Here is a 20165-nt window from a genome sequence, read left to right on the forward strand (position 1 = left end):
GCGCTGGTGTCGATCGTGACGCCCTGCGCCGGCGAGGCGGCGCTGGTGTTACCGGCCAGATCCGTGGCCTTGGCCGTCACCGTGTGCGTGCCCTCGTCCATCGTCGTGGCCGTGATGCTCCAGGCGCCGTTGCCGTCGGCAACGGTCGAGCCCAGCACCGTGGTGCCGTCGGTATCGAACAGGTCGACGGCGGCGCCCGCCGAGGCGGTGCCCGTGAACGTCGGGGTCGTGTCGCTGGTCGTGGTGGCGCCCGGCGTCGGCGTCGACGGCGCGTCCGGTGCCGTCGTGTCGATCGTGACCTGCGTGCCGAGCGATGCGGCGCTCGCGTTGCCGGCGGCATCGCTCGCCCTGGCGGTGATCGTGTGTGCGCCCTCGCTCAGCGTCGACGTCGTGATCGACCAGATGCCGTTGGTGGCGACCGTGCTGCCCAGCACCGTGGTGCCGTCGGTATCGTACAACGTGATGGTGACACCGGCTTCGGTGAAGCCCTCGAAGGTCGGCGTCACGACCCTGGTCACGCCGTCGACCGGAACGGCGCCGCTGTCGCTGAGCGGCGAGAGGTGCGCCAGCGGCACCGCCGGCGCCAGCGTGTCGAAGTGAAGCGACGGGGTCGTCCCCGCGCCGCCCGTGTTGCCCGCCGTGTCGGCATAGCTGCCGGCGCCGATCGTGATGCTGGCGGTGCCGCCGTCCGTGTTGGCGTCCGGCGTGAAGGTCGCCGTGCGCGTCGTGCCGCTGCCGGACGGCGCGGACAGCTGGCCGCCGCTGACGGTAACGTCGTCTGCCGTGAACGTCGATCCCGGATCCTCGCTGAACGTAAACGTGATCGTGGCGGTCTCCCCGGCCGCCAGCGTCGCCTTGTCGCTGGTGATCGTCAGCGTCGGGGCCAGGGTGTCGTACGCGATCTGCAGGGCCGTGCCGGTGCCGCCGAAATTGCCGGCGGCGTCGATGTAGGACGAGCCCGTCACGGCGACGCTGGCCGTGCCGTTGTTCGTGTTCGCGGTCGGCGTAAATGTCGCGGTGCGCGTCGTGCCCGTGCCGGAGAGCGCACCCAGCGTGCCGCCGCTGACGACGACGTCGGCCGCCGTGAACGTTGCGCCCGGGTCCTCGCTGAACGTGAAGGTGACCGTGGCGGTGTCGCCGCCCTTCAGGGTCGCGGACGTGTCGCTCGTGACCGTCACCGTGGGCGCGACCGTGTCGATCTGTATCCCATTGCCGGCCGACGTCGCGCTGACGTTGCCGGCGGCGTCCGTGGACGAGACGGCGATCGCGTGGGTACCGTTCGCCAGCGGGGTCGCCGGTGTCCACGAATACGTGCCGCCGCTGGCCGTGATGCTGTCGATGATGTCGCCGCCGTCCCACACCGTGATCGTCGAGCCGGATTCCGCCGTGCCGGTGAAGGTCGGCGTCGTGTCGTTGGTGATCTGGTCGCTGTTCGATGTGCCGGTGTCCGAAGCCAGCGCCAACTGCGGTGTCGACGGCGTGTTCGGCGCGGTCGTGTCGATCACGATCGCGGCATTCACGCCCAGCGAGCCGATGCCGCCGGGCGTGGGCAGGGTCAGGGTCGCATCGGTACCGCTGCCGGCCCCCTTGATGGTGCCGCCGTTCAGCGCGAGGGCGGCGGTGCTCGTGTAATCGAGATCGGTGCTCGTGTCGCCGGCCTGGATCGTGTAGTCGAACAGCAGCGTATCGGTGCCGCTGCCGCCGGCATACACGGCCTTCCGGTCCGTCGTGCCGGTTTCCAGCGTAAGCGTCGGCGCGCCGCCCGCCAGGTCGACGGTCATCGCCTGGTCGAACGTCACGGCGACGTGGACTGTCTGGCCGGCCCGGTAGGCGCCGTCGGCGGTACTCGCGTCGACCATCGTCACTGCAGGCGCGACGACGGGAGCGTGCACGGCGCTGAAGGCGAGGTTGTCCAGCGCGACGAATTTCAGGAAGCCGTCGTTGTCCGTGGTCGTGATCGTGAGCTTCTTGACGTCCTGGAAGGCGGTCAGGTCCGCCGTCGTCCAGCCGGTGGCCGACGGCACGTACACCGACTGCGTGCCGAGCAGGTGGCCGTCGGCGGCGTAGGCCGTGAACGTGAGGGTCTGCGCTGCCGAGTACTGGGGCAGCGTCGAGGGGCTCTGGAAGTTCGTGAGCTGGACGGAGCTCGGCGTGAAAACCTGTCCCGTATCGAACGACAACGTGACTTTTCGTTCCTGGTCCCAGCTCGACTGCCCGGCGATGTTCGCATAGCCCGGCGCGATACCGTAGGCCGCCACCGCCGTGCTGGCCGCATCGACCCGCAGCAGGTAATTGATGTTGCCATCGACCTTGTAGACCACGTCGCCATTGGCGCCGTCGTACACGGTATTCGGCCTGCTGATGAAATTCGCGCCCGTGGAAAAGCTCACGGTCTTGTTCGACAGCGCCAGCACCTGCTGGTACGCGGCCGCCAGTTCAGGCGTGACGAGGCTGGGCGTCTCCACCTGCCCCGCGCGCACTTCCAGATCCCAGTCGCCGCCCAGCGCGGCGCTGCCCGTCGGGTTGGACGAGGCGGCGACGTCGGCCCCCGTCGCGAGCGCAAGACGGTCGATGAACCCGGCGTCCGCGCCCGTATCGCAGCCGTACAGCAGGATGTCGCCGCCCGCGCGCAGGCTGTTGCCGATGGCGTGCAGGTCGGCGTCGTGCGCGTTCAGCGTGGCCGCATCCAGCGTCAGCGTCCCCATGTTCAGCGTGCCGGCCGCGCCATGCGACACGATGTGCACGGCGTCGATGCCGCTGCGCCCCGCCAGCGCCTGCGCGATCTGGTGCAGGCCGTCCTGGCCGGAATCCAGGATCACGACGTCCTTGCCGCGCCCGATGCCGCCCAGCAAGGTGCCGAGATCGGCCACGTTGTCTTCGATGAAGACGATTTCCGTGCGCGGACGGGCGATGGTCAGGTCGCCGAGGTCGGCGTCGTGGGCATTGGAGGTCATGACGTTGTTCCTGGTTGGGCGTTCTGGACGGCGATGACGTTGGCGGCGCTGCCCGCCTTGTCGTTCCAGAAGGACATCTGGTTGAATTTGTCGAACAGGTCGGGCGGGATGACGGTCGGGCGTGGCGTGAATTTCACCTGCGCCTTCACCTTGTGCAGCCCGGGCGCGCCCAGCTGGGCGTCGAATTCCTCGGCGTCGTACTCGACGTTGTCGAAGTCGTGCTCGAAATACGGCTCGCCGAGGAAGTCGTAGACGAGGCGCATGACCTTGGCCGGCGCGCGCGTCAGCAATTCATAGTCGACCACCAGCAGCGACGCCGCGTGCTCGCCGTAAAACGCGTCGCGCAGGGCGGACCACGCATGGCCGACCGTCTGGTCGTGCTGGGCGAGGCCTTCGAGGCGGCTGTACACGGTGCCGCGCGCGCCGCCCGCGCCGAACAGGCGCGTGTGCTCGTACGGATCGGCGCGGTACATACGCTCGAAACTGTCCATGATCCACGCGACGTTGCGCACGCACGCGATCACCTTCGCCTGCGGGAACAGGTCGCGCACGAGCGGCATGCGCGCGCACCAGCTGCGGTTCGTGTCGAACACGACGGGCCGGCCGACGTCGCCGTAGTAAGCGTCGAACAGGCCGCGCAGCAGCGCCTTGCGTTTGTCGCGGCCGACGACCGGCGCGAACTCGCTGCCGGCGCTGACCTGGCCCAGGACGGCCGTGCACAACGAACCGACGGGACTCGTCATGCCCGCGTGGAAACGGGGATTTTGCAGGAGGATGCCCGACAACAGCGTCGAGCCCGACCGCGGAAGGCCGGAAATGAAGTGGAACGTCTGGTACGTCATGGCACCACCCAGGCATCGGCCAACTGTTGACACCCAGAAATGATGAACGAAATTTATAACCGAAGCAATAAATTGTTAAGCGCCTTGAACCGAATTCGCAACAATGGCGCGGCGTTCCAGCTCGGCCAGGATGCGTCCGACTTCCTGCGCGACCGATGACGCGGCGCTGTCGACGAGCACCTCGGGCGCATCCGGTGCCTCGTAGGGCGAGGAAATGCCGGTGAATTCCGGCAGCAGGCCCGCGCGCGCCTTGCGGTACAGGCCTTTCGGGTCGCGCGCCTCGCACACGGCGAGCGGGCAGCGGCAATGGACTTCGATGAAATACGGGGCGGGAATCAGGGCCCGGGCGCGGGCGCGGTCGGCGCGCAGCGGGGAGATGGCGGAAACGATCACGATCTGGCCCGCCTCGTAGAACAGGCGCGCCGTCTCGCCGATGCGGCGGATGTTTTCGGAGCGTTCGGGGAGAGAGAAGCCGAGGTCGGCGCACAGGCCGTGCCGGACCTTGTCGCCGTCCAGCACGAACACGGTGCATCCCCGGTCGAACAGGGCGCGCTCGAGGGCCAGCGCCAGCGTCGTCTTGCCGGCGCCGGACAGCCCGGTGATCCACACCACCGCGCCGTCGTGGCCGGCGCGGTGCCGCCGCTCCGCGGCACCGACGGGCTGGGTCATGAAAGACTTATTCGACGATCGTCTGCGCCTGGCCTTCGCCACGCGCGCGGATCTCGCCGATACGGTACACGGTCTCGCCGGCCGCCTTCAGCTGGGCTTCGGCCGCGTCCGCGTTCTCTTTCGAGACGATCACGGTCATGCCGATGCCGCAGTTGAACACGCGGTGCATCTCGGCGTCGGCCACGCCGCCGTGCTGCTGCAGCCATTGGAACAACGGCGGCAGGGTCCACGACTTGCTGTCGAGCACGGCCGTCAGATTATCCTGCAGCACGCGCGGGATGTTTTCGACGAGACCGCCGCCCGTGATGTGCACGAGGCCCTTCACTTCCATCGCCTGCATCAGCGCCAGCAGCGGCTTCACGTAGATGCGGGTCGGCTGCATCAGCGCGTCGGACAGCTTGCGGCCGTGGAAGTCGGCTTCCAGGTCCGGCTTCGACACCTCGATGATCTTGCGCACCAGCGAATAGCCGTTCGAGTGGATGCCCGACGAAGCCAGGCCCAGCACGACGTCGCCCGGGGCGATTTTCGTGCCGTCGATGATCTGCGATTTTTCCACGGCGCCGACGGCGAAGCCGGCCAGGTCGTATTCGCCGTCCGGGTACATGCTCGGCATTTCGGCCGTTTCGCCGCCGATCAGGGCGCAGCCGGCCTGTTCGCAGCCGGTGGCGATACCTTTGACGACGGCGGTCGCGGTCGGCACGTCCAGCTTGCCGCAAGCAAAGTAATCCAGGAAGAACAGCGGCTCGGCGCCCTGCACGAGGATGTCGTTGACGCTCATGGCGACGAGGTCGATGCCGACCGTGTCGTGGCGGTTCAGTTCGAACGCCAGTTTCAGCTTGGTGCCGACGCCGTCGGTGCCGGACACGAGGACCGGTTCTTTATACTTCTTGCTGATTTCGAACAGCGCACCGAAACCGCCGATGCCGCCGAGCACGCCTTCGCGCATGGTGCGCTTGGCAAAAGGTTTGATCGCTTCGACCAGGGCGTCGCCGGCATCGATATCGACACCAGCGTCGCGGTAGGAGAGAGAAACATTAGATGGTTGGCTCATGGTATTTGGCAGCGGAGGCGGTAAAATAGTAGGCGGTTGACAACTGGGCATTTAACAGCGTGCACCGGCAGTAGCCAGTCGATCAATCCATTATTTTATCAAAACGGCCTGCCGCGGCACCGTTTTAACGGTCAAGAACAACAATTAGATGCCTTTTTCCCTCAGCCCGGAGCAAAAACAGTCAGCGTTCTGGTTGGCACTCTGGCTCGCTTGCGGTCTGCTGCTGTACGCCCTCGGCCCCATCCTCACCCCATTCATCGCCGCCGCCATCCTCGCCTACGCCCTGAACGGCGCCGTCGACCGGCTCGAACGCACGCGTCTCGGCAAGTTCCATTTGCCGCGCTCGCTCGCCGTCGTCGTCGTGATCCTCGCGTTCCTGGCGTCCGTCACCGCCCTCGTGCTGATCGTCGTGCCGGTGCTGCGCACGGAATTGCCGCTGCTGCAGGCCCAGATCCCGGACGCGCTGGCCCGCATCGACACCATCCTGTCGCCCCGCCTGGCGCAGCTGGGCATTCACATCAAGCTGGACGGCAGCAGCCTGCGCACCATCCTCACGCAGCAGATCATGACGTCCAGCGACGAGATCTGGACGACCGTGCTCGCGTCCGCGCGCGTGGGCGGCAGCGCCCTGCTCGGCTGGGTCGCCACGGCGATCCTGATCCCCGTCGTGCTGTTCTACCTGCTGCTGGACTGGCACCGCCTGCTGCTGCAACTTGAAAACGCCGTCCCGCGCCGCTGGGTGCGCCAGACGGTGGGCATGGCCCAGGAAGTCAACGCGCTGCTGGCCCAGTACCTGCGCGGGCAACTGCTCGTGATGCTCGTGCTGGCGCTGTATTACTCGGCCGCGCTGGCGCTGGCCGGCTTCGAGGTGGCGCTGCCGGTCGGCATATTGACGGGCCTGCTCGTCTTCATCCCCTACCTGGGCTACGGCCTGGGGCTCGTGCTGGCGCTGACGGCCGCCATCCTGCAGTTTTCCGACTGGAGCGGCGTGATCGCCGTCGCGGTGATCTATGGCGCGGGCCAGGTCATCGAAGGTTTTTTCCTCACGCCGCGCCTCGTGGGCGAGCGCATCGGGCTGAATCCGCTGGCCGTGATCTTCGCCCTGCTCGCCTTCGGCCAGCTGTTCGGCTTCGTGGGCGTGCTGCTGGCGTTGCCGGCGTCGGCCGTGCTGATGGTGGCTTTCCGTCACTTGAAACGCCACTATCTGCGCAGCAGCTTTTATAATGCCTAGTTCCTACGCACACGACATGAAGAGAACCGAGCCATGAAACAGCTGGTGCTCGACTTGGGCGCCGAGCCGGCGCAAAGCCTCGACACCTTCCAGATAGGGGAAAATGCCGAAATGGCGCACTTGATGCACCAGTTCGCCCAGCGCGCATCGCGCGAGCATTTCTGCTACCTGTGGGGAGAAACGGGCGCCGGCAAGACGCATTTGCTGCAAGGCCTCGCCGCCACCGATGGCGCGCGCTACATCGCGGCGACGAGCGGTGCGGACGACTTCGTATTGACACAAGACGTGAGCCTGTACCTCGTCGACGACGTCGACCAGCTGTCGCCCGAACGCCAGATCGACGCCTTCGCCCTGTTCAACCAGGTGCGCGAGCATGGCGCCTACATGGTCTGCACGGGGCCGGTGCCGCCGGCCGTGCTCCCGGTGCGCGAAGACCTGCGGACCCGCATGGGCTGGGGTCTCGTGTACCAGATCCACGGCCTGTCCGACGACCAGAAGATCGCCGCCCTCACGCAGGCCGCCGAGGCCCGCGGTTTGACGCTGTCCGCCAGCGTGTTACCCTATCTGCTGTCCCATTTCAAGCGCGACATGCGCTCCCTGTCGACCATGCTGGATGCGCTCGACCAGTATTCGCTCGAGACCCAGCGTCCGGTCACGGTACCGCTGCTGCGCGATCTCTTGCTTCAGGGCAATCCCGGCAGTCCACACTCCGAACCAAAAGAATGAACGACCTCGCGCTGTTTGACCTCGACCACACCCTCCTGCCGATCGACTCCGACTACGAATGGGGCCAGTTCCTCGTGCGTGAGAACGTCGTCGACGCCGCCGAACACCAGCGCCGCAACGACGCCTTCTTCGCGCAGTACAACGCCGGCACGCTCGACCCGGTCGAATACCTCGAATTCGCCCTCGGTACGCTGGCCAGCTTCGATCCGGCCCATCTGAAAGACCTGCAGGCGCAGTACATGCGGGAGGTGATCCGCCCGGCGCTCCGTCCGAAGGCGCTCGATCTCGTACGCAAGCACCAGGACGCGGGCGACCTCGTGGCGATCATCACGGCGACCAATGCGTTCGTCACCGCGCCGATCGCGCGCGAATTCGGCGTCGAGCACCTGATCGCCGCGCGCCCCGAGCTGGACGAGCGCGGCCACCCGACCGGCAAGCTGGCCGGCACGCCCACGCAGGGACTAGGCAAGGTGACGCACATGCACGCGTGGCTGGACGGCCTGGGCCGCCCGTTCGACAGTTTCAAGCGCAGCTGGTTCTACAGCGATTCGCACAATGACATCCCGCTGCTGTCGGTCGTCTCGCACCCGGTGGCGACCAACCCGAGCGAGAAACTGAACCAACACGCCAACGCCCTCGGCTGGACTTCACTGCACCTTTTCAATGATTAAAAAATTCATCCGCAAAATCCTGGGCGTCAAAGACGAGCGCGACCCGACCGAACCCGTCATCCTCGGGCCGGAGCAGCACGGCATCGATCCGAAGCTCGTGTCGAACAACGCGGTGCGCGTCACGCAGACCTTGCAGGAAGCCGGCTTCAAGGCGTTCGTCGTCGGCGGCGCCGTACGCGACCTGCTGCTGGGCGTGAAGCCGAAGGACTTCGACATCGCCACCGACGCGACGCCCGAGGAAGTGAAAAAGCTGTTCCGGCGCGCCTTCATCATCGGACGCCGCTTCCAGATCGTGCACGTGATGTTCGGCCAGGACCTGCTGGAGGTGACCACGTTCCGCGGCAAGGGCAGCGACAACGCGCCGAAGGACGAACATGGCCGCGTCCTGCGCGACAATAACTTCGGTCCGCAGCACGAAGATGCCGAGCGCCGCGACTTCACCATCAACGCCATGTACTACGACCCGGCCACGCAGTCGGTGCTCGACTACCACGGCGGCATCGAGGACATCCGCGCCAAGGTCCTGCGCATCATCGGCCAGCCGGAAGCGCGCTACCGCGAAGATCCGGTCCGCATGCTGCGCGTCGTGCGCTTCGCGGCCAAGCTGCAGTTCACGATCGAGCCGGCGACCCGCGCCCCGATCCCCGTGATGGCCCCCTTGATCAACAACGTGCCGGCCGCGCGCGTGTTCGACGAAATGCTGAAGCTCCTGATGAGCGGCCACGCGCTGGCCTGCCTGAAGGAGTTGCGCTCGTCCGGCCTGCACCACGGCCTGCTGCCGCTGCTGGACGTCGTGCTGGAACAGCCGATCGGCATGAAGTTCGTGACCCTGGCCCTCGAATCCACGGACACGCGCGTAAAAGCCGGCAAGGGCGTGTCGCCGGGCTTCCTGTTCGCGTCGCTGCTGTGGCACCAGGTGCTGGAAAAGTGGAATGCGTACCGCGCCGCCGGCGAATCGCCGATCCCCGCGCTGCACCTCGCGGCGGACGACGTCCTCGACAACCAGACCGACAACCTCGCCCTGCAGCGCCGCATCGCGACCGACATGCGCGACATCTGGGCCATGCAGCCGCGCTTCGAGCGCCGCACCGGCAAGACCCCGTATAAGCTGCTGGAGCACCCGCGCTTCCGCGCCGGCTTCGACTTCCTGCTGCTGCGCTGCGAATCGGGCGAGCTCGATGCGGAGATCGGCAACTGGTGGGCGACGTTCTACGCCGGCGACATCGCCGAGCGCGAACGCCTGGTCAATTCCGCGCGCGACGTCCAGCCGTCCAGCCAGAAGAAACGCCCGCGCCGCCGCGGCCCGCGCCGCGCGGAAGGCGAAGGTGCGGCGCCTGCAGACGCATCGGCGGAGGCACAGCGGGCGGCAGGCGGCGAATGATCGCCTGGGTCGGCATCGGCGCCAACCTGGGCGACGCGCGCGCGAACGTGCTCGATGCGATCGAGCGCCTGTCGCGCCTGCCTGGGGCAAGGCTGCTGCAGACGTCGCCGCTGTACCGCACGGCGCCGATCGATTCCTCGGGCGACGACTACATCAACGCCGTGGCAATGCTCGACACCGGGCTCGGCGCACACGCCCTGCTGCAGGCCCTGTTCGCCATCGAGCAGGCGCACGGCCGCGAGCGGCCCTACCGCAACGCGCCGCGCACGCTGGACCTCGACCTGCTCCTCTACGGCGACCAGGTCATCGACGATGCGCCCACGCTGATCGTCCCTCACCCCCGCATGCACGAGCGCGCGTTCGTGCTCGCGCCGCTGGCCGAAGTCGCGCCCGATCTCGTCATCCCCGGCCGCGGTGCCGTGAGCGCGTTGCGCGCGCAGGTCGCGGACCAGGCGATCGAACGGCTCGGCTGAATCACAACTGCGTTTCCAGTCCCACGCGCAGGATGGCGCTGAACGGATAGACGGACGTCTTGCGCAGGCTGCCGGACGCGTCGCCGTAGCGCGTCTCCTCGGTGGCAGGTTCGGCCAACAGGTTCACGGCGGTCACGCGCAGTTGCGTCTTCGGCGTCAGCTTCCATAACGCATACAGGTCCAGTTCGCGCTTGGCGGTCGAATAGGTGCCCGTCGTGCGCGAGATGCGCTGCGGTCCACCGCCGCGGAACGTGAAATTCGCGCCGCAGCTGACGGTCGCGCCGAACTGGTAGTCGAAGCCGGCGTTGGCCGTGAGCGGCGTCTGGCCGGCCAGGCGGTTGTCCGGGCCGGGCACGTTGCTCACGCTGGACCAGTTGCGCGTCACGTTCATGTGCAGGTCGACATTGGCGGCGCGGGAGAGCAGCGTGCGCAGCGGCAGCCTGGCGTCGAACTCGATGCCGCGCGTGCGTGCGCTGCCGTCGTTCACGGGCGTCGTCTCCCAGCGGCCCGCCACGAGGCGGGTGTCGTCGTGGATGGTGTCGCTGATCCGGCGCGCGTACACGGACAGGCTCACCTGCTCGCCATGGCCGCCGAAGTGTTCCAGGGCCGCGTCGACGCCGAAGGCCTGCTCCGGTTTCAATGCCGGATTGCCGGCGGTGTCAGGGGTGACCTCCGTGTTGTTCAGCGAGCGGGTCACGCGCGGAATCAAACGCTCCAGGTCGACGCCACGGTAGGTGCGCGACAAGGCAACGCGTAGCTGGTCCTGCTTGCCGTCCAGCTTCCACAGGCCCTGCAGGATCGGGCTCAGCATGCTGGCCGTGTTGTGGATGGCACTGAAATCGCTGCCTGCGCTGCGGGTGCGCAGCGTCTCCCAGCGCAGGCCCAGGTACGTCGACAGCCGCGGCGTGATGGCGTATTCATCCTGCGCATACAAGGCGAGGCGATGCAGCGTGGCGTCGTACTGCCGGTCGTCCCGCACCGGCGTGCCGGCCAGGCCTTGCAGTTCGCGGGACGCGCGCGCGGCCTCGGTGGACTGGCGCGCCGCATCCCAGCCGGCGCTGAACTGATGGCCGCTCGCGTAGGACTTGCTGTACTTGCCGGTCAACGTAGCCCCACGCCCGTCCGTATCGTTGTGCACGTCGCGGTCCAGCGTTCGCTCCCCGGCCGTGCCGTAGCCGGCTTCGTGCTGGCGGTTGCGTACACGGCTGGCGTTCAGGCCCGCTTTCGCTTCCAGCTTCTCGTCCGGGCCGAGCTTGTGCATCCAATTGAGGTCGGACCGCAGCTGGCTGCGCCGATCGTCCGGCCAGGTGCGGTCGTTCGGGTAGTCGGGCAGGTCGCCCAGGGTGGCGCTCCAGTGGCCTTCGGTCCGGCTGTCCGAGCGCTGCACGCGGACGAAGGACTGCGAGCTGAGCGTGTCGCCGTTGTCCAGCGTCCAGTTCACGCGCGGCGTCAGCGACAGCGCGCGAAACCCGCCGTCGTTCTTGCGCGCCACCTTGCGCAGCAACACCGGCCGGCCGGCGCCGTCCCAGCCTTGCTCGACCTGGTCGTAATCCTGTTCGAAGCTGCCCTTGCGCACGTCCGCCACGACGGAATAGGACATCGCCTTGCCCTTGTCCGCGATCTGCAGCGACGCGCTCGGCGAAAAGAACACGTTGGAATGTTCGGCCTGCAGCTTCAGGTCGCGCTGCCCCTGCCGCACCTTGCGCTTGAGGATGATGTCGATGGTGCCGGCGATCGATTGCGCACTCATGTCGGCGGTCGCCACGCGCAGGATGTCGATTCTCTCCACCAGCTCCGGCGCCAGCGAATCGAGCGAGAAACCGTTCGGCGCCGGTTCACCGTTGAGCAGGATCTGCGTATAGCCGCTGCCCAGGCCGCGCATGCGGATCTCGCCGCCCCGTCCGGGACCACCACCACTGATCGAGATGCCCGGCTGGCGCCTGAGCACGTCGGCCACGGTGCTGTCGCCGTATTTCCTGAGTTCTTCCTGGGTCACCACGATCCTGGTCGAGGTGTCGTCACGCCGCGCATCGTATTGCGCGGCCGAGCCGCGTACCTCGACCCGGGCCTGCGGGACCGGCTCGGCGCCGGCGGCATCGAGGGACAGCAGCGCTACCGCCAGGTGGGCAGCAGCCAATGACGTGGAACGGGTGTTGGGCATGATGGATAACGGTTCGTTATTGAACAGATCCTATCACGGAAAATTCACCCGACGGCAATCATTTTGCTATTAGCTAGCAATTCAACTTCCAATTAAAAGTAATATTTTTGGAAAAACGTGGCATCCAACCGTTCAGAAGCGCAGCGCCAGGTAGACGCCGGAGACGGCCAGCGTCATCAACGTGACCGGCACGCCCACGCGCGCGTGGCGCCGCCAGTCGATGACGATGCCGCGCCGCGCCGCCGCGTCCACGACGATGATGTTCGCGATGCTGCCGACGATCAGCAGGTTGCCGGCCAGGGTGCTGACCAGCGCCAGCATGACGCCGCCCAGCGGATGGTGCACGACTGGCATCAGGAGCATCACGGCGGGCACGTTCGAGACCAGGTTCGAGAGCACGAACGTGGCGGCGAACAGGAAGCCCGGCTGGTCGAGCCGCACGCCGAGCGACGCGAGCCAGGCAATCGCATGCGTCGTGAAGCCCGTGCCCTGGAACGCGGCGTTCACGACGAAGAGGCTCATGAACAGCACGAGCAATTCCCAATCGACGAGGCCCAGCATGTTCTGCGAACGCAGCTGGCGGCTCATCAACAGGATGCCCGCGCCGATCAGCGCCATGTGCTCACGGGGCCATGGCGCGACGAGGAACGCCACCAGCAGCGCGCCCGCGATCAGCAGGCCCTTCGTCGTCTGCCACGCATCGAAAGGCACCGTTGCGGCTTGGGATTCGGCGGCGGCTGCGCGCTCTTTCCAGCGCCCTTTCGTCTGCCAGGCGATCAGCACCCAGCAGGCGGCGAGGCCCAGCGCGACGGGCAGGATCGCGTCGAGGAAGTAACCGTCGAACGACAGCCGCATTGTCTGGCCGATCAGCATGTTCTGCGGATTGCCGATCAGGGTCGCGGCCGAGCCGATGTTGGAGGCGCACGCGAGCGCCAGCAGATACGGGACCGGCGCGAGCTGGCGCTGGCGGCACGCGTCGACGAGCAGCGGCGCCATCGCGAGGCAGACGATGTCGTTGCTGAAGACGGCCGACAGCGCGGCGGACACGCCTATCAGCACGCCCAGCAGGCTGGCGGGACTCAGCGCCAGCCCCGCCAGTTTTTGCGTGACCCAGTCGTAGAATCCCCCCAGCCGCATCTGCGCGGAGACGACCATGAACGCGAACAGGAGCGCCATCGTCGGCAAATGGATCGATGCCACCGCCTGCTCCAGCGTCAGCGCATTGATGCTGATGAGCGCAATCGCCCCGAGCAGCGCGACGCCGGTCCGGTCGAGGCGCAGGAACGGCAGGCCGCCGAGGATCATGCCAAGATAGACGATGAGGAAGATGATGAGGATTGTTGTGGCCATGGGGTTGCACGAATGCCGGCGGCGTTTTCGGGTAAGATCGCGCATCTTAACAAACGATACCGGGCACGCCTGTGACCGCATGCCTGCCCGGACGCGTGGCACGCCGGGGCGATCCTCCGGCACGGCCTATTTTGATTTGCAAAGGAATACTATGAGCGCTTACCTGGGCGGAACCTCGACGAACGAAGCACCGGTACGCAAGGCCGTGACCTTGCCCTCGCTGCTGGCGATGCGCGCGTCCGGCGAGAAGATCGCCATGCTCACCTGCTACGACGCCAGCTTCGCGTCGCTGATGGACCGCTGCGGCGTGGACATCCTGCTGATCGGCGATTCGCTGGGCATGGTGTGCGCCGGCTACGACTCGACCTTGCCCGTGACGGTGGCCGACGTGGCCTACCACACGGCGTCCGTCGTACGCGGCCGCAAGAACGCGTTCGTGCTGGCCGACCTGCCGTTCGGCAGCTACGGCACCCTGCAGCAGGCCTACGACAGCTGCGCCGCCCTGATGCGCGCGGGCGCCCAGATGATCAAGATCGAAGGCGGAGAGTGGCTCGCCGAAACGGTCCGCTTCCTGACCGAGCGCGGCATTCCCGTCTGCGCCCACATCGGCCTGACGCCGCAATTCGTCCACCAGCTGGGCGGCTACCGGGTGCAGGGCAAGACGGACGAAGGCGCGGAGCAGCTCAAGCGCGACGCGCTGGCGCTGCAGGAAGCCGGCGCCGCGATGGTGCTGCTGGAAGCCGTGCCCGCGGCGCTGGGCAAGGAAGTGACGGGCATCCTGCAGGTGCCGACGATCGGCATCGGCGCGGGTCCGGACTGCTCCGGCCAGGTGCTCGTCATGCACGACCTGCTGGGCGTCTTCCCGGGCCGCAAGGCGCGCTTCGTGAAGAACTTCATGGAAGGCCAGACGAGCATCGACGCCGCCGTGCAGGCCTATGTCGCGGCCGTGAAGGACGGCAGCTTCCCGGCGCCGGAACACTGCTTCTGAGATGAGCGCGCAGCCGGACACCGCCCGCCTCTTCCTGGCCCTGTGGCCGATTGAGCCCGTGCGTGACCAGTTGCGCGCGTGGCGCGACGCGTGGACGTGGCCGCGCGGCGCGACGCCTGTCCACACGGATAAACTGCACGTGACCCTGCACTTCCTCGGCAACCAGCCCACCGCGCGGCTGCCCGACTTCCTGGACGGCTTCCGGGTGCCTTTCGAACCGTTCGACCTGCAGTTCGGCCGCGCCGCGCTGCAGCGCAGCGGCATCGCGTGGATCGAGCCGCTCAGCGAACCGCAAGGGTTGCTGGACCTGCATGCGCGGCTGTCCGACGCTTTAATGGCGCTGGGACTGACGCCGGAAGCCCGCGCCTATCGCCCGCACGTGACGATGGCACGGCGCGCGAACGGCGCGGTCATCCCCGCCGCCGGTCCCGCGATCGACTGGGCGATCACGCATTACGCCCTCGTCGCATCGCACGCCGGCACCTACACGGTGCTGCGCGAATACCGCTAACCGTTCCGCTTCACGATCCGCGCATTCGCCGCGATCACGATCCCCGACAACGACAGGATGCCCAGCGCCACGGCGATGTTCGTGTGCGCCGCAATCGCCCCGAGCAGCGGCGGCGCCATCAACAGGCCCGCGTAACCGAGCGTGGCGACCGTCGCGAGGCCGCCGCCGGCCGACATCCCCGGCATGCGCGCGGCCGCCGCGAAGATCAGCGGCACGACGTTCGCCGCGGCGAGGCCGATCAGCGCGAGGCCCAGCGCCGACAGCCAGAACTGCGTGCTGACCACGGCCAGCATCAGGCCCGCGAACATGCCCAGGCCACCGACGATCATCACGCGCAGCGGACCGAAACGCAGCACGAGCCGGTCGCCCGCGAAACGGCAGGCGGCCATCGTCACCGAGAACGCGGAGTAGCCGAGCGCCGCCGTCGCCGCATCGACCTGCGTGCGCTCCTTCAGCAGCAGCGCGCTCCAGTCCACGAGCGCGCCCTCGATGGCGAAGCACAGCAGGGCCAATAAACCGAGGAACAGCGCGGGTCCGCGCGGCAAGGCGAAATGGCTCGCATGCGGCGCCGGCGGGACGACCAGCAAACGCCCGCCGCACGACACCACGGCGGAGAAGATGGCGGCGCTCACCATCATGGCACCGCGGCCGTCGCCGAGGCCCGCGCCGATCATGAGGCCGCCGAGCGCCGCGCCGATCAGGCCCCCGAGGCTGTAGAAGCCGTGGAACGAGGACATCGTCGGGATGCCGCGCGCCGCCTCGACCTCGCTGGCGTTGGCATTCATCGCCACGTCCAGCACGCCGTTGCTGGCGCCGAATGCGTACGCCGCGAGGAACAGCGGCACGAGGCCACTCACGTTCATCAGGATGTCGCTCGTCAGCGCGAACAGCAGGCCGCTGCCGACGACGACGGCGCGCGTGCCCCAGCGTCCCGCCATCCAGCCGGACAGCGGCATCGCGGAGATCGCGCCGCCCGCGATGGTGAGCAGCAGGAAGCCGAGCACGCCCGTGTCGATGCCGGCACGCGCCTGCACGAGCGGCACGTGCGCGGCCCACACGCCGATGCCGGCGCCGTTCAGCAGGAAGATGATCGACACGGACCAGCGCGCGGCGTTCACGCTGGCGGCCGGCGCCCTTTGGAGGGATAGTGTGTCGTCGATGCGGCTCATGCGCGGCTCCTTGCTGCCAGTACGATTTCAGGTGCGCGCTCGCCCTTGCGCAGGCGCGCGACCACGGTGGGTGCCGCATCCGCTTCCAGCACGAGGCGGTCGATGTCCGCCAGCGGCGCGATCGGGAACGGCGCCGGCGCTTCCAGCCGCTCGTTCAGCGCGGCGACGACGCGCCGGCTGCCCGCGGCCAGGATGGCCTGCTTGAGGATGGCTTCCTCGGGGTCGCTCGCGCCCAGGCCACGCTCGGCCTCGACGCTGCACACGCCCACGACCGACACGTCCACGCGCAGGCGCTGGATCTCGGCCAGCGTCTGCGCGCCCATCACGGCGCCCACGTGAGCGGAATACACGCCGCCCAGCAGCACGACGCGGGTAATGCGCAAATGGCCCAGGCCCAGCGCGATCTGCGGACTGTTGGTGATGATGGTCGCGGCCCGGCCGTCTTCCAGCTGGCGCGCGAACGCGAGATTGGTCGTGCCCGCATCGACGAGCACGGTGTCGCCCGGCTGCACGCTGTCGGCCAGCGCGCGCGCGAGCATCTCCTTGCGCGCTTCGTCGGCATCGACGCGCTGGCCGAAGCTGGGCACCGGCTGCGTGCGCCGCATCGCGCCGCCGTGCACGCGGCGCAAGAGGCCCGCCGCGTCCAGGTCGCGCAGGTCCCTGCGGATCGTGTCTTCCGATGTATTGAACCGCTGCGCCAGTTCGGCCGCCAGCACCTTGCCCTGCTGCTCGACCGTGTCGACGATGTGTTGGCGTCGTTCTTCCGCCAGTTGCATATATGTCTCCTTGAATGCACACACTTTACACGTTTACGCACAAACCAGCAATAATCAATACAAACACGCACATTCATGCATACAGGCGACCTGGTGGTTGGTTGGCGGCCTAATCATTGCTACACTCGCTGCATTCATTATCAGAACAATATGCATAAGTCCGCTGCCATCCTGATCGTCGACGACTATCTCCTGATCCGCACCGCCGTGCGCCAGGTGCTGACGGAACTCGGCTTTTCCAACGTGTTCCAGGCCGAGAACGGCAAGACCGCGCAAGACCTCATGCGCAAGCAGACGATCGACATCGTCATCGGCGACTGGGGCATGCCGGTGATGAGCGGCCTGGACCTGCTGCACTGGATGCGCCATGACGCGCGCTATGCGAAGACGCCGTTCATGATGCTGACGGCCGAGGCGAATCCCGCTTCCGTGCGCAGCGCGCTGCGGGCCGGCGTCAACGCGTACATGATCAAGCCGTTCACCGTGCACAGCTTCGCCAGCAAGTTCATGGCGATGATCGGCACGGTGCAAGAGTCCGAGCCTGCGCCGGAACCCGTGCCGCGGCCCGATTCCGCGCCGCCGCCGGTGCTGAAGCCGACGCCCGTCCAGGCCGACGTCATCGGCCTGCAGGCCCCGCTGGCCGAGCGCCTGAAGCGCTGCACGGTGCTGATCGTGGACGACGTGCCGACCAATATCGAGGTGCTGGCCGGCGCGCTCAAGGACGAGTACGCGATCAAGGTGGCGATCAGCGGCCGCAAGGCGCTGGAGATCGCGGCCGCCTTCCCCATCGATATCATCCTGCTCGACATCATGATGCCCGTGATGGATGGCTTCGAGACGTGCCGCCACCTGAAAGCCGATCCGAAGACGGCGCACATCCCGATCATCTTCCTGTCCGCGAAGGACGCCGTCGACGACATCGTGGGCGGCCTGCGCCTGGGCGCGGTCGACTACGTGTCGAAGCCTGCGGACCCGACGATCCTGAAGGCGCGCATCGCGACACATTTGGCGCTGGCCACTGCGATGGGCGACCTGAAGCGCCAGAACGAACTGCTGATCGAGAACGCGCACCTGCGCGAAGACGTGGAGCGAATGACGCGCCACGACCTCAAGAGCCCCATCGCCGTCACCCTGCACGCGAGCCAGGCGCTGCTCGCGGGCGACCTGCTGGATGCGCACCGCGAACATGCGCACATGATCGAGATGGCCGCCAATCACGCGCTCGACATGATCAACCGCACGCTCGACATCCACAAGATGGAAAAGGGCGAGTACCAGCCGGCGCTGCAGCCGTTCGACATGAAAGCGCTGCTGTCGCGCGTCGCGCAGCAGACCGAGCTCGCGTTCACGGATCGTCGCATCGCCATCCGCTTCGCCGCGCCGGGCGACACCGTCTGCCTGGGCGAATCGCTGCTGTGCTATTCGATGTTCTCGAACGCCTTCAAGAACGCGGCCGAGGCGGCGCCGCCGGGCGGCACGATCAAGGTCGACGTGGCGCCGGGGCCCGGCAGCCTGCACGTCGTGATCGACAACGAGGGCGAGGTTCCCTTGACCATGCGCGGCCGCTTCTTCGACAAGTACGCCACGGCCGGCAAGCAGGGCGGCATGGGCCTCGGCACCTATTCGATCCGCCTGATGGCCGAGGTCCAGGGCGGCGACGCCACCATGGAGACGGGCGACGGGCACACGCGCCTGACCATCACCCTGCCCTGCGTATGATCAGACGAGGAGCATCAGGTGCTCCCGCTCCCACGAACTGATCACGCGCGAAAACGTCGCGAACTCCAGCTCCTTCACTTCGCAGAATGCCTGCACGAACAAGGATCCCAGCATGTCGGCCAGCGCCGGGCACCCGCGCAGCTGCACGATCGCATCTTCGAGATTGCGCGGCAGGTCGCCGTGGATGTGCTCCGCGCTCTCGGGCGTTGGCGCCGACGGTTCCAGCCCTTCGACCATGCCGAGGAAGCCGCAGGCCAGCGTGGCCGCCATCGCAAGATACGGATTCACGTCGACACCGGGCACGCGGTTTTCCACGCGGCGGCTGGCCGGGCTCGAGTTCGGGATGCGGATGCCGCACGTGCGGTTGTCGTAGCCCCAGTGCACGTTCATCGGCGCCGACTGGAAGCGCGACAGGCGCCGGTAGGAATTCACGTGCGGCGCGAACAGGAGTGTCGCCGCCGGCACGTAGCGTTCGAGCCCGCCGATGAAGTGGCGGAACAGGGTGCTCTCCGACCCGTCGTCGTTGGAAAAGATGTTGCGGCCGTCCGCGTCGACAATGCTCTGGTGCACGTGCATGGCGCTCCCTGGCTCCGTCTCCATCGGCTTGGCCATGAACGTGGCAAAGATGCCGTGGCGTAGCGCCGTTTCGCGCACGGCCCGCTTGAACAGGAACACGCGGTCGGCCAGCTCCAGCGCGTCCCCGTGCGTAAAATTGATTTCCATCTGCCCGGCGCCGGCCTCGTGAATCAGCGTCTCGACACCGAGCTCGTGCTGCTTGCAGAACGCCGACAGTTCCAGGAAGGACGGATCGAAGTCGTTGACGGCATCGATCGAATACGACTGCCGGCCCTGCTCCGTGAAGCCGCTGCGGCCCGTAGGCGGACTCAACGGCTCGTGCGGATTCGTCGTGCGCGCGACGAGATAAAACTCCATTTCGGGCGCCACGACGGGCCGCCAGCCCCGTTCGGCGTACAGGCCCAGCACGCGGCGCAGCACGGAGCGCGGGGCGAGGTCGACCAGGGTACCGTCGAAGTTCGTGCAATCGTGGATCACGAGCGCGACGCGCTCCGTCGCCCAGGGCACGACGCGGATCGTGGCCGGGTCGGGCACGCAGACCATGTCGGGATCGATGGAGCCGACGTACGGCGTGTTGTTCGGCTGTTCGCCATGGACCGTGTTCAGCAGCACGCTTTTCGGCAACCGCATGTGCTCGCCCGCCAGGAACAGGTCTTTCGGAAGGATCTTGCCGCGGGCAATGCCCGTCATGTCGGCGATGACGCACTCGACTTCGTGGATATTGTGTTCGCGCAGAAAATCGCGCATCGGATTATGCGCTTCGGAATCCATCACACCCTCGCTTGACTCGATGCGAGTCAATATAGCATCGGCGATTTTTAGGCCGCGCGCGGGTCGGGCGGCCCCGCTTTCGCCTCATTTCCTCAATTAGTTGCCGCGATACCGCACTTCGCGTCATCGCCGTTCCGCCAAGCGCC

At 67.2% G+C, this 20165-nt stretch carries 17 protein-coding genes; 8 read left to right on the forward strand and 9 right to left on the reverse strand.

Annotated features, from left to right (window positions below; translation table 11 throughout):
* The 4 genes from ACEN88_RS00710 to purM all read right to left on the reverse strand — a co-directional run.
* The coding region (locus ACEN88_RS00710) for a DUF4347 domain-containing protein (RefSeq protein ID WP_413336925.1) at positions 1-2954 on the reverse strand (2954 nt) is incomplete at its 3' end.
* Positions 2951-3796 carry a sulfotransferase family protein gene (locus ACEN88_RS00715; RefSeq protein ID WP_413336926.1) on the reverse strand — a complete coding sequence of 282 codons (846 nt, stop codon included), beginning with the start codon at positions 3794-3796 and terminating at the stop codon, positions 2951-2953. The genes ACEN88_RS00715 and ACEN88_RS00710, both read right to left, overlap by 4 nt.
* Positions 3797-3871: 75 nt before the next feature.
* Entirely contained in the window at positions 3872-4465 is a 594-nt protein-coding gene (gene cysC / locus ACEN88_RS00720; protein WP_413336927.1) for an adenylyl-sulfate kinase, read from the reverse strand.
* 7 nt (positions 4466-4472) lie between these two features.
* Complete coding sequence (gene purM / locus ACEN88_RS00725) at positions 4473-5516, reverse strand: phosphoribosylformylglycinamidine cyclo-ligase (RefSeq protein ID WP_036239287.1); 1044 nt, start codon at positions 5514-5516, stop codon at positions 4473-4475.
* Between the two features lie 148 nt (positions 5517-5664).
* Between purM and ACEN88_RS00730 the strand changes: the two genes are divergently transcribed.
* From ACEN88_RS00730 to folK, 5 genes are read left to right on the forward strand one after another with little or no spacing between them, the layout of a single operon-like run.
* Positions 5665-6747: an AI-2E family transporter gene (locus ACEN88_RS00730; RefSeq protein ID WP_413336928.1), complete on the forward strand. Its 1083-nt coding sequence runs from the start codon at positions 5665-5667 to the stop codon at positions 6745-6747.
* Positions 6748-6780: 33 nt separating this feature from the next.
* Positions 6781-7473 carry a DnaA regulatory inactivator Hda gene (hda, locus tag ACEN88_RS00735; protein ID WP_413336929.1) on the forward strand — a complete coding sequence of 231 codons (693 nt, stop codon included), beginning with the start codon at positions 6781-6783 and terminating at the stop codon, positions 7471-7473.
* Positions 7470-8144 (forward strand): HAD family hydrolase, encoded by a 675-nt coding sequence (locus tag ACEN88_RS00740; RefSeq protein WP_413336930.1) that lies wholly within the window; start codon positions 7470-7472, stop codon positions 8142-8144. The genes hda and ACEN88_RS00740 overlap by 4 nt, the downstream gene beginning before the upstream one ends.
* On the forward strand, positions 8137-9525 hold the full coding sequence (pcnB, locus tag ACEN88_RS00745) for a polynucleotide adenylyltransferase PcnB (RefSeq protein ID WP_413336931.1): 1389 nt from the start codon (positions 8137-8139) through the stop codon (positions 9523-9525). The genes ACEN88_RS00740 and pcnB overlap by 8 nt, the downstream gene beginning before the upstream one ends.
* Positions 9522-9998, forward strand: coding sequence for a 2-amino-4-hydroxy-6-hydroxymethyldihydropteridine diphosphokinase (gene folK / locus ACEN88_RS00750; RefSeq protein WP_413336932.1), 477 nt, complete (start codon positions 9522-9524; stop codon positions 9996-9998). Before pcnB ends, folK begins: the two co-directional genes overlap by 4 nt.
* A gap of 1 nt (position 9999) precedes the next feature.
* Here folK and ACEN88_RS00755 read toward each other — a convergent pair whose 3' ends face one another.
* Together ACEN88_RS00755 and ACEN88_RS00760 are read right to left on the reverse strand one after the other, a co-directional pair.
* On the reverse strand, positions 10000-12159 hold the full coding sequence (locus ACEN88_RS00755) for a TonB-dependent receptor plug domain-containing protein (protein WP_413336933.1): 2160 nt from the start codon (positions 12157-12159) through the stop codon (positions 10000-10002).
* 132 nt (positions 12160-12291) lie between these two features.
* A complete protein-coding gene (locus ACEN88_RS00760; protein WP_413336934.1) occupies positions 12292-13509 on the reverse strand; it encodes an anion transporter in 1218 nt (405 codons plus the stop codon).
* A gap of 151 nt (positions 13510-13660) precedes the next feature.
* Between ACEN88_RS00760 and panB the strand changes: the two genes are divergently transcribed.
* Positions 13661-14497, forward strand: a complete 837-nt coding sequence (gene panB / locus ACEN88_RS00765) for a 3-methyl-2-oxobutanoate hydroxymethyltransferase (RefSeq protein ID WP_413336935.1) — start codon at positions 13661-13663, stop codon at positions 14495-14497.
* A gap of 1 nt (position 14498) precedes the next feature.
* Complete coding sequence (gene thpR, locus ACEN88_RS00770; RefSeq protein ID WP_413336936.1) at positions 14499-15008, forward strand: RNA 2',3'-cyclic phosphodiesterase; 510 nt, start codon at positions 14499-14501, stop codon at positions 15006-15008.
* On the opposite strand, the gene ACEN88_RS00775 is transcribed toward thpR, so the two are convergent.
* Complete coding sequence (locus tag ACEN88_RS00775) at positions 15005-16177, reverse strand: MFS transporter (protein WP_413336937.1); 1173 nt, start codon at positions 16175-16177, stop codon at positions 15005-15007. The two genes, thpR and ACEN88_RS00775, sit on opposite strands and share 4 nt — an antisense overlap.
* A complete protein-coding gene (locus tag ACEN88_RS00780; RefSeq protein WP_413336938.1) occupies positions 16174-16953 on the reverse strand; it encodes a DeoR/GlpR family DNA-binding transcription regulator in 780 nt (259 codons plus the stop codon). Before ACEN88_RS00780 ends, ACEN88_RS00775 begins: the two co-directional genes overlap by 4 nt.
* Before the next feature lie 150 nt (positions 16954-17103).
* Here ACEN88_RS00780 and ACEN88_RS00785 point away from each other — a divergent pair, with 150 nt between their 5' ends.
* Positions 17104-18672, forward strand: coding sequence for a response regulator (locus ACEN88_RS00785; RefSeq protein ID WP_413336939.1), 1569 nt, complete (start codon positions 17104-17106; stop codon positions 18670-18672).
* Here the strand turns inward: ACEN88_RS00785 and ACEN88_RS00790 are convergent, their stop codons facing one another.
* Positions 18673-19995, reverse strand: coding sequence for a glutamine synthetase family protein (locus ACEN88_RS00790; protein WP_413336940.1), 1323 nt, complete (start codon positions 19993-19995; stop codon positions 18673-18675).
* Positions 19996-20165: the final 170 nt, after the last annotated feature.

The organism is Massilia sp. CT11-108, from assembly GCF_047302915.1.
Classification (GTDB): Bacteria; Pseudomonadota; Gammaproteobacteria; order Burkholderiales; family Burkholderiaceae_D; genus Telluria; species Telluria orientalis.

What these genes read in the sequence shown, in the direction of transcription:
- ACEN88_RS00780 (WP_413336938.1), bottom strand. Translation starts at nt 16,953, where the DNA reads ATGCAACTGGCGGAAGAACGACGCCAACACATCGTCGACACGGTCGAG.
- ACEN88_RS00775 (WP_413336937.1), bottom strand. Translation starts at nt 16,177, where the DNA reads ATGAGCCGCATCGACGACACACTATCCCTCCAAAGGGCGCCGGCCGCC.
- cysC (WP_413336927.1), bottom strand. Translation starts at nt 4,465, where the DNA reads ATGACCCAGCCCGTCGGTGCCGCGGAGCGGCGGCACCGCGCCGGCCAC.
- ACEN88_RS00760 (WP_413336934.1), bottom strand. Translation starts at nt 13,509, where the DNA reads ATGGCCACAACAATCCTCATCATCTTCCTCATCGTCTATCTTGGCATG.
- ACEN88_RS00715 (WP_413336926.1), bottom strand. Translation starts at nt 3,796, where the DNA reads ATGACGTACCAGACGTTCCACTTCATTTCCGGCCTTCCGCGGTCGGGC.
- panB (WP_413336935.1), top strand. Translation starts at nt 13,661, where the DNA reads ATGAGCGCTTACCTGGGCGGAACCTCGACGAACGAAGCACCGGTACGC.
- ACEN88_RS00730 (WP_413336928.1), top strand. Translation starts at nt 5,665, where the DNA reads ATGCCTTTTTCCCTCAGCCCGGAGCAAAAACAGTCAGCGTTCTGGTTG.
- hda (WP_413336929.1), top strand. Translation starts at nt 6,781, where the DNA reads ATGAAACAGCTGGTGCTCGACTTGGGCGCCGAGCCGGCGCAAAGCCTC.
- pcnB (WP_413336931.1), top strand. Translation starts at nt 8,137, where the DNA reads ATGATTAAAAAATTCATCCGCAAAATCCTGGGCGTCAAAGACGAGCGC.
- ACEN88_RS00790 (WP_413336940.1), bottom strand. Translation starts at nt 19,995, where the DNA reads ATGCGCGATTTTCTGCGCGAACACAATATCCACGAAGTCGAGTGCGTC.
- ACEN88_RS00755 (WP_413336933.1), bottom strand. Translation starts at nt 12,159, where the DNA reads ATGCCCAACACCCGTTCCACGTCATTGGCTGCTGCCCACCTGGCGGTA.
- thpR (WP_413336936.1), top strand. Translation starts at nt 14,499, where the DNA reads ATGAGCGCGCAGCCGGACACCGCCCGCCTCTTCCTGGCCCTGTGGCCG.
- ACEN88_RS00785 (WP_413336939.1), top strand. Translation starts at nt 17,104, where the DNA reads ATGCATAAGTCCGCTGCCATCCTGATCGTCGACGACTATCTCCTGATC.
- ACEN88_RS00740 (WP_413336930.1), top strand. Translation starts at nt 7,470, where the DNA reads ATGAACGACCTCGCGCTGTTTGACCTCGACCACACCCTCCTGCCGATC.
- purM (WP_036239287.1), bottom strand. Translation starts at nt 5,516, where the DNA reads ATGAGCCAACCATCTAATGTTTCTCTCTCCTACCGCGACGCTGGTGTC.
- folK (WP_413336932.1), top strand. Translation starts at nt 9,522, where the DNA reads ATGATCGCCTGGGTCGGCATCGGCGCCAACCTGGGCGACGCGCGCGCG.